At 68.0% G+C, this 15,786-nt stretch carries 15 protein-coding genes; 7 read left to right on the top strand and 8 right to left on the bottom strand.

What is annotated here, in order from left to right:
• Window positions 1–8 precede the first annotated feature (8 nt).
• The 4 genes from J2X37_RS05775 to J2X37_RS05760 all read left to right on the top strand — a co-directional run bounded on the left by J2X37_RS05775 (window position 9) and on the right by J2X37_RS05760 (window position 4,407).
• Window positions 9–1,004 carry a hypothetical protein gene (locus tag J2X37_RS05775; RefSeq protein ID WP_310018796.1) on the top strand — a complete coding sequence of 332 codons (996 nt, stop codon included), beginning with the start codon at window positions 9–11 and terminating at the stop codon, window positions 1,002–1,004.
• A gap of 50 nt (window positions 1,005–1,054) precedes the next feature.
• Entirely contained in the window at window positions 1,055–2,011 is a 957-nt protein-coding gene (gene tilS, locus J2X37_RS05770; RefSeq protein ID WP_310018794.1) for a tRNA lysidine(34) synthetase TilS, read from the top strand.
• A gap of 96 nt (window positions 2,012–2,107) precedes the next feature.
• A complete protein-coding gene (ftsH, locus tag J2X37_RS05765) occupies window positions 2,108–4,048 on the top strand; it encodes an ATP-dependent zinc metalloprotease FtsH (protein WP_310018790.1) in 1,941 nt (646 codons plus the stop codon).
• An 83-nt stretch (window positions 4,049–4,131) separates the two neighbouring features.
• Entirely contained in the window at window positions 4,132–4,407 is a 276-nt protein-coding gene (locus J2X37_RS05760; RefSeq protein ID WP_310018789.1) for a hypothetical protein, read from the top strand.
• 5 nt (window positions 4,408–4,412) lie between these two features.
• Here the strand turns inward: J2X37_RS05760 and J2X37_RS05755 are convergent, their stop codons facing one another.
• The 3 genes from J2X37_RS05755 to rpoZ all read right to left on the bottom strand — a co-directional run bounded on the left by J2X37_RS05755 (window position 4,413) and on the right by rpoZ (window position 6,629).
• Window positions 4,413–5,039 carry a hypothetical protein gene (locus J2X37_RS05755; RefSeq protein ID WP_310018787.1) on the bottom strand — a complete coding sequence of 209 codons (627 nt, stop codon included), beginning with the start codon at window positions 5,037–5,039 and terminating at the stop codon, window positions 4,413–4,415.
• A gap of 40 nt (window positions 5,040–5,079) precedes the next feature.
• On the bottom strand, window positions 5,080–6,153 hold the full coding sequence (locus tag J2X37_RS05750) for a DUF3667 domain-containing protein (protein WP_310018785.1): 1,074 nt from the start codon (window positions 6,151–6,153) through the stop codon (window positions 5,080–5,082).
• A gap of 131 nt (window positions 6,154–6,284) precedes the next feature.
• A complete protein-coding gene (gene rpoZ, locus J2X37_RS05745) occupies window positions 6,285–6,629 on the bottom strand; it encodes a DNA-directed RNA polymerase subunit omega (RefSeq protein ID WP_310018784.1) in 345 nt (114 codons plus the stop codon).
• A 107-nt stretch (window positions 6,630–6,736) separates the two neighbouring features.
• Here rpoZ and J2X37_RS05740 point away from each other — a divergent pair, with 107 nt between their 5' ends.
• Window positions 6,737–7,933: a phosphatidylserine/phosphatidylglycerophosphate/cardiolipin synthase family protein gene (locus J2X37_RS05740; protein ID WP_310018781.1), complete on the top strand. Its 1,197-nt coding sequence runs from the start codon at window positions 6,737–6,739 to the stop codon at window positions 7,931–7,933.
• A 245-nt stretch (window positions 7,934–8,178) separates the two neighbouring features.
• Here J2X37_RS05740 and chrA read toward each other — a convergent pair whose 3' ends face one another.
• From chrA to J2X37_RS05720, 4 genes are all read right to left on the bottom strand, one after another.
• Window positions 8,179–9,372, bottom strand: coding sequence for a chromate efflux transporter (gene chrA / locus J2X37_RS05735; RefSeq protein WP_310018779.1), 1,194 nt, complete (start codon window positions 9,370–9,372; stop codon window positions 8,179–8,181).
• A gap of 135 nt (window positions 9,373–9,507) precedes the next feature.
• The gene (locus J2X37_RS05730) at window positions 9,508–11,016 is read right to left on the bottom strand and encodes a replicative DNA helicase (RefSeq protein ID WP_310018777.1); all 1,509 of its coding nucleotides are present in this window, start codon (window positions 11,014–11,016) and stop codon (window positions 9,508–9,510) included.
• 87 nt (window positions 11,017–11,103) lie between these two features.
• Entirely contained in the window at window positions 11,104–11,706 is a 603-nt protein-coding gene (gene metW, locus J2X37_RS05725) for a methionine biosynthesis protein MetW (RefSeq protein ID WP_310018775.1), read from the bottom strand.
• Complete coding sequence (locus J2X37_RS05720; protein WP_310018774.1) at window positions 11,703–12,845, bottom strand: homoserine O-acetyltransferase; 1,143 nt, start codon at window positions 12,843–12,845, stop codon at window positions 11,703–11,705. The genes metW and J2X37_RS05720 overlap by 4 nt, the downstream gene beginning before the upstream one ends.
• 135 nt (window positions 12,846–12,980) lie before the next feature.
• Here J2X37_RS05720 and J2X37_RS05715 point away from each other — a divergent pair, with 135 nt between their 5' ends.
• Window positions 12,981–14,102 (top strand): histidinol-phosphate transaminase, encoded by a 1,122-nt coding sequence (locus tag J2X37_RS05715; RefSeq protein ID WP_310018772.1) that lies wholly within the window; start codon window positions 12,981–12,983, stop codon window positions 14,100–14,102.
• Complete coding sequence (locus J2X37_RS05710) at window positions 14,099–15,052, top strand: prephenate/arogenate dehydrogenase family protein (protein WP_310018770.1); 954 nt, start codon at window positions 14,099–14,101, stop codon at window positions 15,050–15,052. The genes J2X37_RS05715 and J2X37_RS05710 overlap by 4 nt, the downstream gene beginning before the upstream one ends.
• An 8-nt stretch (window positions 15,053–15,060) precedes the next feature.
• On the opposite strand, the gene J2X37_RS05705 is transcribed toward J2X37_RS05710, so the two are convergent.
• The gene (locus J2X37_RS05705) at window positions 15,061–15,774 is read right to left on the bottom strand and encodes a lysophospholipid acyltransferase family protein (protein WP_310018768.1); all 714 of its coding nucleotides are present in this window, start codon (window positions 15,772–15,774) and stop codon (window positions 15,061–15,063) included.
• Between the last annotated feature and the right edge of the window lie 12 nt (window positions 15,775–15,786).

Genomic DNA, 15,786 nt, shown 5'->3' with positions numbered 1-15,786 from the left:
CCGTTTTCATGAAATCCGCCCGTTCTGCCTCCCGGCATCCGGCCCCCCACCATCCGGCCCGCCGCCATTCGGGTCTTGCCGGACGCGTACCGGCCCTGTTGCTGGGTACGTTGCTGTCGGCCTCGCTGCTGGCGCCGATCCCCGCCGCCGCGCAGGACGACGCCGCCCGCATCCGCAAGCTCGAAGCCGAGGTGAAGGCGCTGCAGCGCAAGGTTTTCCCCGGCGCCGACGGCAAGTACTTCGAGGCCGAGATCGTGCCGCAGCAGGCCGCGACCCCCGCTCCCGCTCCGTCGACCGGCGCAGTCACCGATCTGCTCACCCGCATGGACGCGGTCGAGGCGGCGCTCGCCTCGCTGACCGCGCAGACGGAGGTCAACCAGAACGCGCTGCGGGTGATGAGCGCGCGGATTGACACGCTGGAGGCCAAGGCCCGCCAGCTCGACGCGATCCCGGTCGAACCCGACGGCGGCATCGGCTCGACGCCCGCGCCCGCCGCCTCCGCTCCGATCAAGGCCACCCCCGCGGCGCTCACCAAACCGGCCGCCCCCACCACTCCGCCCGCTGCGGCCCCGGCAAAGCTGACCGTCGCGGACATCGAGAAGCCGAACACCGGCGATGCGGGCGAGGATGCCTACAGCTACGGCTACCGCCTGTGGGACGCGAAGTTCTACGCCGCCGCGCAGAAGCAGCTCGCCGCCACGGTCAAGGAATTCCCCAAGCATTCCAAGGCGAGCTACGCGCAGAACCTTCTGGGGCGTGCCTACCTCGACGATGGCAAGCCGCGTCCGGCGGCAGAGGCCTTCCTCAAGAATTATCTCGACAACCGCGGCGGTGCGCGGGCCCCCGACAGCCTCGTCTATCTCGCCATCGCCACGATGCAGCTGGGCAACAAGGCCAAGGCCTGCGAGGCGCTCGAGGAATTTCGCCTCGTCTACCCCAGCGAGGCGGGCGGTCGCCTGGCCGGGCTCTCGGCAGAAACCGCAAAGAAGGCGGGCTGCAAGTAGGCCATAAGGCATAGCGGGAGCGGCGCGATCAGGAGGCACAGCATCACGTCATGAACCTGCCGGTCCGCTTTGCGCAGGAATGCGGGCGCCTCGGCTTGACCGAGGGCGAGCCACTCGGCCTCGCCGTATCGGGCGGGCCGGACAGTCTCGCCTTGCTGGTCATTGCGCAGCAGATCATTCCCACCGCGATCCGCGTCGCGACGGTCGACCACGGACTGCGAGCCGAAGCGGCGCAGGAGGCCGCCTATGTCGCCGGACTTTGCGCCGATTTCGGCATCCCGCACGAAACGCTCCATGTCCACGTTCCGCAAGGCGGCAACGTCATGGCCCGGGCGCGGGGCGAGCGTTACGCCGCGCTGGGGGCGTGGGCGGCGCGAGAGCAGATCCGCTTCGTCGCCACCGCGCACCACGCCGACGACCTGGCCGAAACGCTGCTGATGCGCCTCAACCGCGCATCGGGGCTGCGCGGGCTGGGCGCGATGCGGGACCGGGCGCTGATGCCGGGCCGCAACGACGTCATGCTGATCCGGCCGCTGCTGTCGCTGTCCCGCGCGGACCTCGCCAGCATTGTCGAGCGCGCCGGACTGGAACCGGTCGACGATCCGACCAACGCCGATCCCGCCTACGACCGCGCCCGCATCCGCCAGGGTCTCGCGCAGGCCGACTGGCTCGACCCGATGCGGCTCGCGGCCAGCGCGGTTCACCTGCGCGACATGGCCGACGTGCTGGAATTCGCCGCCCGCCACGAATTCGCCGCGCAGACCAACCTCAGCGAGGACGGGCGGCAACTTGCCTACAATCCGGCCGGCCCGCGCTCGGTCCGCTTCCGCGTGCTGGAAGAGATCGTCGCCCGGTACGCGACCGAGGGGACGCCACGCGGCGAGGACGTTGCCCGCCTGCTCGACACGCTGGAAAGCGGCGAGAAGGCGACGCTGGCCGGGGTGATGTGCACCCCGCGTGCCGGTGTCTGGCACTTCACCGCCGCACCGCCGCGCAGCGAGGGCTGAGCCCGCCGGCCCGAACGCCGACATCGCGCGGTTTCGTTCGCTTGTCATTCACCGCGCGAACCCTACATTGCCGTAGGAAAGGTGAGTCCCACGCCCATGAACGAAAACGATCCGCAGCCCTCCGGCAATCCCTGGCTGAAAAGCCTGATGATCTGGGGCGGCATCTTCCTCGGCTTGCTCCTCGTCGTCTCGATGTTCGGCGACCGCGCGGCGCCCACCGGCACGCAGATCGCCTATTCCGACTTCCGCGAGAAAGTGGAATCGGGCTCGGTCCGCGACGTTCAGATCGCGCCCGACCGGATCACCGGCACGCTGAAGAACGACCAAGCCTTCAGCACCATTCCCGTCGGCACCGACCCAACGCTGACGACGCTGCTCGCCGAAAACGACGTGAAGTATGAAGGCAAGGCCCCCGAAGAGCCGAACCTCCTGCTCTATATCCTCGCGCAGTCGCTGCCGTTCCTGCTGATCCTGGGCATCGCGTTCTTCGCCCTACGCCAGGTTCAAAAGGGTGGCGGCGCGGGCGGCGCGATGGGCTTCGGCAAGTCCAAGGCCAAGCTGCTCACCGAAAAGCAGGGCCGCGTCACCTTCGACGATGTCGCCGGCATCGACGAGGCGCGCGAGGAGCTGGAAGAAATCGTCGAGTTCCTCAAGGACCCCTCGCGCTTTTCCAAGCTGGGCGGCCAGATTCCGAAGGGCGCGTTGCTGGTCGGTTCGCCCGGTACCGGCAAGACGCTGCTTGCCCGTGCCATCGCCGGTGAGGCGGGCGTGCCGTTCTTTACCATCTCGGGTTCCGACTTCGTCGAGATGTTCGTCGGCGTCGGCGCGAGCCGCGTGCGCGACATGTTCGAACAGGCGAAGAAGAACGCGCCGTGCATCGTCTTCATCGACGAAATCGACGCGGTCGGCCGCCATCGCGGCCACGGCCTCGGCAATTCGAACGACGAGCGCGAGCAGACGCTGAACCAGCTTCTGGTCGAGATGGACGGCTTCGAGGCGAACGAGGGTATCATCATCATCGCGGCGACCAACCGCCCCGACGTGCTCGACCCCGCGCTGCTGCGCCCGGGCCGTTTCGACCGCCAGGTCGTCGTTCCGGTGCCCGACATAGACGGTCGCGAGAAGATATTGTCGGTCCACATGAAGAAGGTGCCGCTCGCGCCCGACGTCAACAGCCGCACGATCGCGCGCGGTACCCCCGGCTTTTCGGGTGCGGACCTCGCCAACCTCGTCAACGAGGCGGCGCTGCTCGCCGCGCGGCGCAACAAGCGCCTCGTCGCGATGCAAGAGTTCGAGGACGCCAAGGACAAGGTCATGATGGGCGCGGAACGCCGCTCCATGGTAATGACCGACGACGAGAAGAAGATGACCGCCTATCACGAAGCGGGCCACGCGCTCGTCTCGTTGAACGAGGCCGCATCGGACCCGATCCACAAGGCGACGATCATCCCGCGCGGCCGCGCGCTGGGCATGGTCATGCGCCTGCCGGAACGCGACAACTACTCGTACCACCGGGACAAGATGCACGCGAACCTCGCCGTGGCGATGGGCGGCCGTGTCGCCGAGGAGATCATCTTCGGCTACGACAAGGTCAGTTCCGGCGCGTCGAGCGACATCCAGTACGCCACCGACCTGGCCCGCAACATGGTCACCAAGTGGGGCATGTCGGACAAGCTGGGCCCGTTGCAGTACGAGGCGAGTCAGGAAGGCTACCTCGGCATGGGGCAGACCAGCCGGACCATGGCGGGCGAGGAGACCAACAAGCTCATCGACGCCGAGATCCGCAAGCTGGTCGAGGATGCGCATGCCCGGGCGACCGACATCCTGAAGACGCAGGAGGACAAGCTCCACCTGCTGGCGCAGGCGATGCTGGAGTACGAGACGCTGAACGGCGAAGAGATCAACCAGCTGCTGGCCGACGGAAAGATCGACCGTCCCGACGCGCCCAAGGGCCCCAGTCGCCCGGTCGGCACCGGCGCGATCGGCGTGCCGAAGGCCGGACGCAAGTTCGGCGGCACCGCACCGCAGGGGGCATGATCCGCGAAGGGCGGCCGGGGAACCGAGCCGTGTCACCCCGCGTAGTCCCGTTACCAGACGGAACTACGACGAGGACACCTGACATGCGCAAGACCCTGACCGCCCTGATCGCCGCGACTGCGGCCCTGGGTCTCTCCGCGTGCTCGGAGCGGACCGAGGAAAACGCGCAGGACTTCGCACAGAAGGCCGCTGACGACACGCGCGACAATGCCGAGGTGGTCGAAAACGCGGCGCGTGAAGGCGCGATCGTCGCCGCCGACAAGATCAGCGAAGGCGCCGAAAAGCTTCAGGCCAAGTTGCAGAATGACGAGCAGACCGACCTCAGCCAAGGTGACGGCAAGCTCGACGGGACCGACTGACTGGGTCAGGTCACGATGATCTCGGGGTAGAGGTCGTCGACTTTCACGCATCGATTGGCGGGATCGGCGACCATAGCAGCCAATTCCGCCCGAACTTCGGCCAGAGCGTGCTCGCCGGCCAGGATCTCCTCCTTGGAAACCTCGACACTCTCGACCAGTCCGGTCGCGTGTCGGCGCAGGACCCACAGCGGCTCCGACTGCTTGGCCAGAACGGTCAGCCGGTCCCAGTCGATCGTAACCTCGTCGCGCAGGCCCTTCGCCCTGCCCCGCGCTATGGCTGCCTGCCATCCCGCCTCGCCGGGCATATGGGCGAGAGCCATTTCGGCCTTGCCCGAAGCTGGCGGCAGGCGCACCACGCCGGTCGTCGGCGCGTCGTAGCGGCGCGCGTTGCCGTCGCCCGAATAGGCCGCGACGGCATAGGGTGGCGCGTAGCCGGGCATGTTCCACGACCAGATCGCGAGGATGAGCGAGCCGTCCGTCGCAAGGTCCGCAGAGGCGCGGGCATGGCCGGAGGGTGCCTGCGTCTGACATTGCCATCCCGGCGTAGGGCGATGCGGCAAGGTGATGCAGGATGCCAGCAACGTAAGCGCGGACACGGCGACGAGGGTCCGGGTAATCATCTGGCGGATCATGCGCGCCTGCCGCGAGCCCGCAATTTCAAAGGACACCGCGCTATCCCATCGCGCCGAGGGCGAGCAGGATCAGCAGGAACAGGATCACCACGACCAAGGCAAAGATCAGCAGCGCGGCGGTGCGCCACAAGGCGCCGGCGCGGCCAAGCTCGTAGCCGCCCTTGACGTGCCGGTAGAGATGGAGCGGCGCGACGAGGCAGGCGATCAGGATCGGCGCATCGCCCGCCACCCCGGCAAAGGACAGCAGGCTCGCCGCGATGAACAAGAGCGACATGAACGAGATCGAGTACGTCACGAAGACCGCGTGGTCGTAGAGCCCGAAGCGCCGCTTCCAGGCGAAGAGCAGCCAGACGAACGGCAGCGACAGCGGGATCAGCAGCCACGAGAACTTGTAGCCCGTCGACTGCATCTTGTAGAGCATCAGCCGCGGATTCTCCCGCCACTTGTGAACCAGCGGGCCGATCGCGCTTTCCTCGGCCTCTACGGCGAAATCCTCCACCTTGCCGACCTGGATGGTCTTGATCGTGGCGAGATCCCGGTCGAGCGTGGCGATCCGCGCCTCGGTCTCGGCGCGGTCGGGATCGTCGGCGGCCATCGCGTCGAGTTCGGCCTGCGCTGCATCGCGCTGGCGCTGCGTCTGCGCGCTGGCCTGTTCCAGGTTCACCGCCGCGCTCTCGCCGATCAGCGCGCCTTGCGACGCGCCGGAGATCGAGAAAACCGCAAACATGGCGAATATGGCGAAGAGGAACAGCGCCATCGGCGATACGTAGCGGGCGCGCTGCCCGTCAATGTAGTCGCGGGTCAGCTTGCCGGGCCACAGCGCCAGCATCCGCACCGTCTGCCAGGTCTTGCCGTCGAGATGGAGCACGCCGTGGACGAGATCGTGCAAGAATGCGCCCATCGTCCGGTGCAGGTGGGCATGCTGGCCGCACTGCGCGCAATAGGCACCGGCGAGATCCGCGCCGCAGTTGAGACAGGCGGTCTCGTGGAAATGGCCTGCGCCGGCGCGACCGTCGCGCGGGTTAGGCGCGGCGCCGTGTCCCGGCTCGACCGCGCGTGCGATGGCACCGCCCTCGACCACGCCGCCCAGTCCCTCTATCGCATCGGCATTCATCGTCCGTTCCCTGTCCGGCGCAGAGTGTAGCTTTACCGGCGTCACGGAGAAAGGTGGCAGGCGATCTTGCCCGACGAAAAAGGGCGGCCCCGCAGGACCGCCCCGTTTCTTCTTGCCGGTGGCGTCAGCGATCAGCCGTCGTAGTCGCCGCCCAGCGAATTGTTGCGCGTGGGCGCGGCGGCCGTAAGGCGCAGCGCCTCCGCCGAGCGCGACAGCGAGCCGATTTCATCGACTTCGTCGTCATCGTCGACCGCGACCTTCTGCAGGCCCTGGATCAGGGTTTCCTTCAGGTCCTTGGGATGGACGTTCTCTTCCGCGATCTCGCGCAGGGCGACGACCGGGTTCTTGTCGCGGTCGCGGTCCACGGTCAGCTCGGCACCGGCCGAAATCTCGCGCGCGCGTTGCGCGGCGAGCAGGACGAGGTCGAACCGGTTGGGAACCTTGTCGACGCAATCTTCGACAGTAACGCGCGCCATGGGGCACTCCGTAAAAAGCTTCGAATACGGGAAAGGGCCGCAATTAGGGGCCAAGGCGCTGCGAGTCAAGGATTGCGGCGGCGCGCGGCAGGGTCCACATCGGGTCGATGGATGCCACCCCCGCAGATCTCGAACCGGCGAAGATGGAAGAGCCGGGCTACCGCGATCCGCCCCCCTTCGAATTTTCGGCGCAGGGACAGGCGCTGACCTTCTACCCCGCCGGGGCGGACCGGCTCGCCGCGCTGCTGGACCTGATCGCTTCGGCAAAGGCCAGCCTGAACCTGTGCTTCTATATCTTTGCCGAGGATGCGAGTTCGCGGCGGGTTCGCGACGCGCTGGTCGAGGCTGCGCTGTGCGGGGTGGAGGTGAAGCTGGTCATCGACGGCTTCGGCGCGGCGGCGAGCGACGCGTTTTTCCAGCCGCTGTGCGACGCGGGCGGCGAGGTCTGGCGCTTTTCCTCCCGTTGGACGCAGCGCTACCTCATCCGCAACCACCAGAAGATGGTGATCGCCGACAATACGCGGGCGATGGTGGGCGGCTTCAATGTCGAGGACAGCTATTTCGACCCGCCGCAGGCCAACGGCTGGAACGACCTGGGCGTGGTGATCGAGGGAAGCCTCGTCGCCATGCTCGACCGCTGGTTCGACAGGATGCAGGGCTGGGTGTCGCAGCCGCGCCCGCGCTGGCGCACGATCCGGCGCATCGTGCGCGAATGGGATGCGGGCGAGGGGCCGGTGCAACTGCTGGTGGGCGGACCGACGCGGGGCCTGTCGTCCTGGGCGCGCTGCGTGTCGAACGACCTCATCCGGGGCGAGCGGCTGGACATGATGATGGCCTATTTCTCGCCCCCGCGACGGCTGGTGCGGCGCATCGCGCGGATCGCCGCCAAGGGGCACACGAAACTGGTGCTGGCGGGCAAGAGCGACAACGGCGCGACGATCGGCGCGGCGCGCGCGCTCTATCGCCCGATGCTCCGGAAAGGCGCGATGGTCTGGGAATTCGTGCCCTGCAAGCTGCACACCAAGCTGATCGTGCTCGATGACCGGGTCTATATCGGCAGCGCCAATTTCGACATGCGCAGCCTCTACATCAATCTCGAACTGATGGTGCTGATCGAGGATGCCTCGCTGGCCGAGCGGATGCGCGCGTTCATCGCGCAGCACGCCGACGCCTCGCTCGCCATCACGCCGGAGGTGCACGAGGTGCGCGCGACTTGGTGGAACCGCCTGCGCTGGCGGCTTTCCTGGTTTCTCGTCGGCGTGCTCGACTATACCGTCAGCCGCCGGCTCAACCTGGGTCTCTAGCCGCGCGCCCACCCGCCTGCCGGGAGGCCGTGGGTGACAAAGGCGACACCCTGTCACCCGCCGCAAGACACCAATAGCCGAGGGTTCGTGCGGCCTTCGGCAGAGGCGTCACGGGTGACAGGTTTTCGACCGGAGGCTGACGATGGCAAAGAGCGGCGGTGAGCATGGCGCTTGCACGACGTGTAGGACAGCGCAAAATTTCCCGCCCCGCCAGGCCGGTGTGGCGAATGGTTGCCGGTTCCCGTTCAGGTCAACAGAATACCGCCCGCGGCGGCCCCGGCTGCCACGATCGCGGGCGTTACCCATTTGCCCTTCAGCCGCCAGGCTGCGACGCTTGCGGCGACAAGGATCGGCATGGCCAGCCAGGGCATTTCCAGCCGGTGAAACGCAGCGACCGCCAGCTGGATGAGGGTGGCGGCGATGATCCCCACCGCCGCGGCCGCCACGCCATCGAGCACGCGATGCAGCCGGGGGCGATCGACGACCATTTCCAGCCTTTCGTAAAAGATCAGGCTGAAGGCGAAAGCGGGCAGGAACATGCCCGCCGTCGTCGCCAGCGCACCGGGGAAGCCGCCCGCCAGATAACCCGCGAAAGTGGCGAAGATCACGAGCGGGGCGGGAAGCATGTTGGCGATGGCAACACCATCGAGAAACGCACCATCGCCCAGCCATCCGCGACCGACCGTGTCGGCGCGGACGTACGGGATTGCCGTGTAAGCGCCGCCGAAGGTCAGCAGACCCCCTTTGAGGCCGGCAAGAAACAGCACGAAAAGCCCTGCTGGCTGCAATGCGGGGGAGGTGCCGGTCAGTGCTGCACCGTCGGACGCGGGCAGCGTGAGCCACGCCGTCAGGACGATGGCGGCTGTCACGGCAACCGCCGTGGCGGGCCGGGCCGGACGCGAGCAGGCCAGCGCCGCGGCGGCGAGCGCGACCCAGAACGGCACCCCGGCCAAGGTGGCGACGGTGGCGAGTGCGGCAATTCCCCAGAGCGCCGCATCGATCAGTATATGTTGCCCGATCCGCTGCACCGACCGCGCGATGACCGCCAGCACCGCCACCTGCACGCCCAACAGGACGCCGGTGAGTATCGCCCGCCCGTCGATATACTGGGCGTAGGCCCAGGCGCAGGCGAGCATCAGCACGAACCCCGGAAGCATGAAGCCCAGCCCGGCAATCACCCCGCCGATGCGGCCGCGCGCCATCATGCCCATATGCACGCACAATTCGTGCGCTTCCGGCCCCGGCAGAACCTGCATCACCGCCAGCAGCCGATTGAACCGGGCGGGCGTGATCCAGCGCTCATCCTCGATCAGCGACTGCCGGATCATCGCGATCTGCGCGACCGGTCCGCCGAAGGCGAGAAGGCCGAAACGCAGAAATTTCGCGAACAGCGCAAGCAGCGACAAACGTGGGATCGCGGGCTCTTCGACCTCGGGCATACCGGCTCCTGGCCGTGCGACACGGCTCTTGGGAGCGGAGCTTGAGTGCGCGGAGCACCTGTGCGGGCGTCCGCACCGGCCCGCGAGCGAAGCGATAGCACACCGGTCGGGCAAACCGAATGGGAATTTGCCGCCTTACTCGTAATCCCCGAACTGGTCTTCGGCGAGGTCGGAGAACTTGGTGATCCGCGCTTCGAACCGCATTCGCACGCGTCCGGTCGAGCCGTGGCGCTGCTTGGCGACGATGAGTTCGGCGATGCCGGTCACCTGCTCCATCCTCGCGCGCCAGGCTTCCCATTTCTCGTGCACGTCGGCCGGGTCGTTCTCGTCCGGGAACTTGGGTTCGAGCGCGTTGACGTAGTAATCCTCGCGATAGACGAAGAGCACGATGTCCGCGTCCTGTTCGATCGAGCCGGATTCGCGAAGATCCGACAGCATTGGCTTCTTGTCCTCGCGCTGTTCGACCGCGCGCGACAGCTGCGACAGCGCCATCACCGGCACGTTCAGTTCCTTGGCCAGCGTCTTCAACCCACGCGAGATTTCCGAGATCTCGTTGACGCGGTTGTCGTTGGCGCGACCCGAACCCTGCAGCAGTTGCAGGTAGTCGACGACGATGAAGCCGATGTTGTGCTTGCGCTTCAGCCGCCGGGCGCGGGCGCGCAGCGCGGCGATGGTCAGCGCCGGGGTGTCGTCGATGTAGAGCGGCAGTTCGGCCAGTTCCTGGCTTGCGCGCGACAGGGCCTGGAAATCCTCGCGGCTGATCTTGCCGGTGCGCAGGTTTTCCGAGGAAATGCCCGACTGTTCGGCAAGGATACGCGTGGCAAGCTGGTCCGCGCTCATTTCCAGCGAGAAGAACGCGGTCGCCGCGCCCACCGATTCCTCCTCGCTGATGCCGTCGGCAAGGTCGCGGCGCAGGCGGTTGGCGGCGTTGAAGGCGAAGTTGGTGGCGAGCGAGGTCTTGCCCATGCCAGGACGCCCGGCAAGGATCAGCAGGTCGGAGTTCTTGAGGCCCCCCAGCTTCTGGTTGACCGAAGACAGGCCAGTAGTGACGCCCGCGACATGGCCGCCGGAATTGAGCGCCTGCTCGATCATCTTGATCGAGGTGCGCGTCGCCATCGCGAAGCTCTGCGTCTCGGTCCCGGTGGTCGAGCCTTCGGCCACCTTGTAGAGCGCGCTTTCGGCCTGCTCGATCTGCTGCATCGGATCGACGGTTTCCGACGTGTCCATCGCATCGGTGACGAGCTGCCGCCCGACGCTGACGAGCTGGCGCAGCAGGGCGAGATCGTAGATCTGCTCGGCCAGGTCCCACGGCGCGATCAGGCCCTGCGAATCGGAGGTCAACCGGGCGAGGTAGTTGATCCCGCCGAGCGCCTTCATCCCCTCGTCCGCCTCGAAATAGGGCTTGAGCGTGACCGGGGTGACCACCGCCTTGCGGTCGAGCAGGGTGAGCATCTTTTCGTAGATGCGCTTGTGCAGCGGTTCGAAGAAATGGTCGGGCAGGAGATGGATGTTCATCTCCTCGATAACCCGGTTGTCGATCAGCGCGGCGCCCAGGAACGCGGCCTCCGCCTCCACGTTGGCGGGCAGCTTCTGGCCCTCGTCATCGTTGACGGCGGCGAACGGAATGGGATCGGCAGCAGGCATGGGGCAGCGTAATGCGGCCAAGCCGGACGCGGTGCAAGGGGGCGCCGCGGCAATCCGCCGCGCGAGTTTTCCACCCCCTGTGGACCGTCAGCGCGAGACGAGGAAAACCGCGTGTTCCGCCGTCAGGTTGGCCATTGCCTGCTGCGACGGGCGACCGTTGGTGAAGTACCACGCCTGCTCGGCCCGGATGCCGCGTTCGGCCATCAGCGCGCGGAAATCGGCGATGGTGAGGTGGTGGATGTTGGGCGTCTCGTACCAGGCGACCGGGATCAGCCGCGTCACCGGCATCCGCCCACCCAGGAGGAGCGACAGGCGCACCCGCCAGTGCGCGAAATTGGGAAACGAGACGAAGCCGCGCGGCGCGATGCGCAAGAGGTTCTCGATCACGAGATCGGGGCGGCGGGTGGTCTGCAGCGTCTGCGACAGGATGGCGTAATCGACGCTGCGGTCCGGATAGAACGCGAGGTCGGTATCGGCATCGCCCTGCATCACCGACAGGCCGCGCCCGACGCAGGCGGCGACATTGCCGGGATCGAGTTCCAGCCCGCGCGCGTCGCAGCCCTTGGCGGTCAGCGCCGCCATCAGTTCGCCGTCGCCGCAGCCGATGTCGAGCACCCGCGCCCCCGGCTCGACATGATCGGCGATGACCGCGAGGTCGGGGCGCAACGCGCCGGGGGTCAGCGGGCTCATTGCAGGAACCCCGCGACGACCCGGTCCAGTTCCGGCACGTCGAGCAGGAAGCTGTCGTGGCCGTAGGGGGCGGACAGCTCGACGAAGCTGACCGGCAGGCCTTGCGCGTTCAGGGCATGGGCGATGGTCCGCGATTCGCCGGTGGGGTAGAGCCAGTCGGTATCGAAGCTGACGAGGCAGAACCGCGCCCTCGTGCCGGCAAAGGCGTCGGCCAGCTTGCCGCCCGCCTCCTCTGCCAGGTCGAAATAGTCCATCGCCCGGGTGATGTAGAGGTACGAGTTCGCGTCGAACCGGTCGGTAAACGACAGGCCTTGGTAGCGCAGGTACGATTCGACCTGGAAATCGGCGTCGAAGCCGAAGGTCTTGGCCCCCTTGCTGCCGTCGGGCCGGTCCTGCAGGCGGCGGCCGAACTTCTCGGTCAGGCCCTGTTCCGACAGGTAGGTAATGTGCGCGGCCATGCGCGCGACGGCAAGGCCCGCTTCCGGCCCGCTCTTGCGCGGGTCCGACCCGTCGGCGGAGTAATAGTCGCCGCCCGCCCAAGCCGGATCCGCCATGATCGCCTGCCGCCCGACTTCGTGGAAGGCGATGTTCTGGGCCGAATGGCGCGAGGTGCTGGCGATGACCAGCGCCGCATCGATCCGGTCGCCGAAATTGGCCGCCCAACTCAGCGCCTGCATCCCGCCCATCGATCCGCCGACGACCGCGTGCAGCTTCGCGATGCCCAGCGCATCGACCAGCGCGACCTGGGCGCGGACCATGTCGCGGATGGTGATGACCGGAAAGCGCATGCCCCAGGGCCGCCCGTCGTCCGCCGGGCTGGCGGGGCCGGACGAACCCATGCACGAGCCGATGACGTTGGCACAAATGACGAAGAAGCGGTCGGTGTCGATCGGCTTGCCGGGGCCGACCATGCGGATCCACCAGCCCGGCTTGCCGGTGATCGGGTGCGGGCTGGCGACGTGCTGGTCGCCGGTCAGCGCATGGCAGATGAGGATCGCGTTCGACGCGTCCGGGTTCAGCGTGCCGTACGTCTCGTAGGCGATGCGCACGCCCGCTAGGCTGCGCCCGCTGTCCAGCGGCAGCGGTTCTGCGAGCTCGAGCACGTGGCCCGCGGTCAGGGGTTCGAGGCGCGTTGCCATGGGGCGCCGGGATTGCGGCGAAGCGCTGCCCCTGTCAACGCCGCAGGTGGCAGGCGCGTTGCTTTCCGCGCAAGCCGGAGCATGGTTGCAAAAGATACATTTGATCTTGCCCCGCCGCCCTTTAGAGCCGCCCGCATGTCAGGCACCGGATCCGCAACCGCAAACGTTCCCGCTCCCAAGCCGTGGATCGCCGCCATCCATGCCTATGTCCCGGGCAAGTCGGCGGGCGCCGACGGACGCCCGCTGATCAAGCTTTCGGCCAACGAGAACCCGCTGGGCACCAGCGCCGCCGCGCTCGCCGCGCGGGCCGGGGCGAGCGCGCCTGCGACGTATCCCGACCCCGACAGCCGGGCGCTGCGCGAAGTGCTGGGCGAAGTGCACGGGCTGGACCCGGCGCGCATCGTCTGCGGCACCGGCAGCGACGAACTGCTCAACCTTGCCGCGCAGGGCTTTGCCGGGCCCGGCGACGAGGTGGTCTACGTCCGCTACGGCTTTGCCGTCTACGATATCGCCGCCCGGCGCTGCGGGGCGACGCCGGTGGTCGCGCCCGATCGCGACTACGGCACCGATGTCGATGCCCTGCTGGCCTGCGTGACGAAGAAGACCCGCGTCGTCTTCGTCGCCAATCCCAACAACCCGACCGGCACCTGGCTGCCACCCGCCGAACTGGCGCGGCTCCATGCCGGGCTGCGGCCCGACGTGCTGCTGGTCGTCGACCAGGCCTATGGCGAATACCTCTATCCGCAAGAGGACGACGGCGGCCTCGCGCTGGCGCAGGCCCAAGCCAACGTGCTCGTCACCCGGACCTTTTCGAAGATCTACGGCCTAGCCGGCGACCGGATCGGCTGGGGCTATGCCGCGCCGGGGATCGTCGATGTGCTGAACCGCATCCGCGGGCCGTTCAACGTCGGGCTGGCCGGGCAGGCGGCGGCGGTCGCCGCGCTGCGCGATGCCGATTTCGTGCGCGCCAGCCGCGACCACAACGCCGCCGAGCGCACCCGCTTCGAAGCGGCGATGACGGCGCTGGGCAATCACGGCATCCGCCCGGTGCCGAGCAAGGCCAACTTCGTCCTCGTCCTGTTCGAAGGGGCCCTTTCGGCAGAGGCGGCGATGGATGCCATAGCCGGGGCGGGCTTCGCCGTTCGCCACCTGCCGGGGCAGGGCCTGCCCGATGCGCTGCGCATCACCATCGGCACGGCGGCGCAGATGGACGCGGTGACCGCCGCGATCCAGCACGCGGCGGAGGCCGCCCGATGAGCGCCGACGTCCCCTTCGCCAATGTCACGATCATCGGCCTCGGCCTCATCGGCGGCTCGGTCGGCCTTGCGGTGCAGGAATACATGCCCGCCGCCCGCGTGTCGGGCTGGGACGCCGATTCGAGCGTGCGCGCCGTCGCCCGCAACCGGGGCCTGGCCCATCAGGTGCCGGACAGCCTGGAGGCCGCCGTCGCCGATGCCGACCTCGTCGTGCTCTGCGTCCCGGTCCGCTCGATGGGCACGGTCGCCGCGATGCTGACGGGCAAGCTGAAGCCGGACTGCGTCGTCTCCGACGTCGGTTCGTGCAAGGTCTCGGTGGCCGAGGCGATCGCGAAGGAACTGCCGGGCCAGGTCATCGTCCCAGCCCACCCGGTTGCGGGCACCGAGCATTCCGGGCCGGAGGCGGGCTTCGCCTCGCTGTTCCAGAACCGCTGGTGCATCGTCACCCCGATCAAGGGCGCCCCGCCCGAGGCGACGGTGCGGGTCATCGCCTTCTGGCGGCGGATCGGCGCCACGGTCGAGACGATGGCGCCCGACCACCACGATCTCGTCCTCGCGGTGACCAGCCACGTGCCCCACCTCATCGCCTATACCATCGTCGGCACCGCCTCCGACCTCGAGGAAGTGACCCGCGGCGAGGTCATCAAGTATTCGGCGGGCGGCTTCCGCGACTTCACCCGCATCGCGGCGAGCGACCCGACGATGTGGCGCGACGTGTTCCTGTCGAACAAGGACGCGGTGCTGGAAATCCTGCAGCGCTTTTCCGAGGATCTCACCGCGCTGCAACGCGCGATCCGCTGGGGAAAGGGCGACGAGCTGTTCGGCCATTTCGCCAAGACGCGCGAGATCCGCCGCTCGATCATCGAGGAAGGGCAGGACGACGCCCGGCCCGACTTCGGCCGGTCCGACCACGTCCATCCGCTCCCGGAGGACGAAGCCGCCACCGACTGAGCGGCGGTTCAGGCGGGCGGCTGGCCGGCGTTGTCGGGCGGGTCGTTCAGCGCGTTGATCGCGGCGTGGACCCGCGCCTCCAGCTCCTCGCGCGGGAGACCGGGGGGAATCGCTTCGCCGATGCGATAGGTGATCGTGCCGCCGCGCATCGGCCGCGCCTGGTACAGCGGCCCGCTGTCCACCGCCACCGGCACCAGCGGCAGGCCGAGAATCTTGTAGATCGCGTAGAGCCCCGCCTGCAGCGGACCGGCGCGATCGTGCGGCACCCGCGTTCCTTCGGGAAAGATCACGAAGTCGCGGCCTTCGGGCAGGCGTTCGCGCGCGGCGCGGGTGATGTGGCGCACCGCCCGCGCGCCGGCGTCGCGCTCGACCCCGATCATGCCGTAGCGACTGGCGGCGCGGCCCCACAGCGGCAGGCGCATCAGCTCGATCTTGGCAAAGGGGATGACCGGCCCTTCGAGGAACGTCGGTGCATCGATCGCCTCGTAGAAGCTTTCGTGCTTCATCGCGTAGAGCGCCTGCCCGTCATGCCGCCGGCCCTCGACCCGCGCGCGAATGCCGAGGACGCCGTTGCAGCAGGCCCGGTGATAGCGCGACCAGAACTGGCACAGCCACATGATGACCGCGCGCGGCAGCAGCAGGGCGATCGAACAGAGCACGAGGATCACCACGCTGCCGCCATAGAAAGCAAGCTTGAACAGCCATGTCCGCACGTGCCGCACGCCGGTCGTCCC

The sequence above is a fragment of the Croceicoccus sp. BE223 genome, assembly GCF_031457155.1.
Taxonomy (GTDB): domain Bacteria; phylum Pseudomonadota; class Alphaproteobacteria; order Sphingomonadales; family Sphingomonadaceae; genus Croceicoccus.
This window is presented reverse-complemented; position numbering and strand designations above follow the sequence as displayed.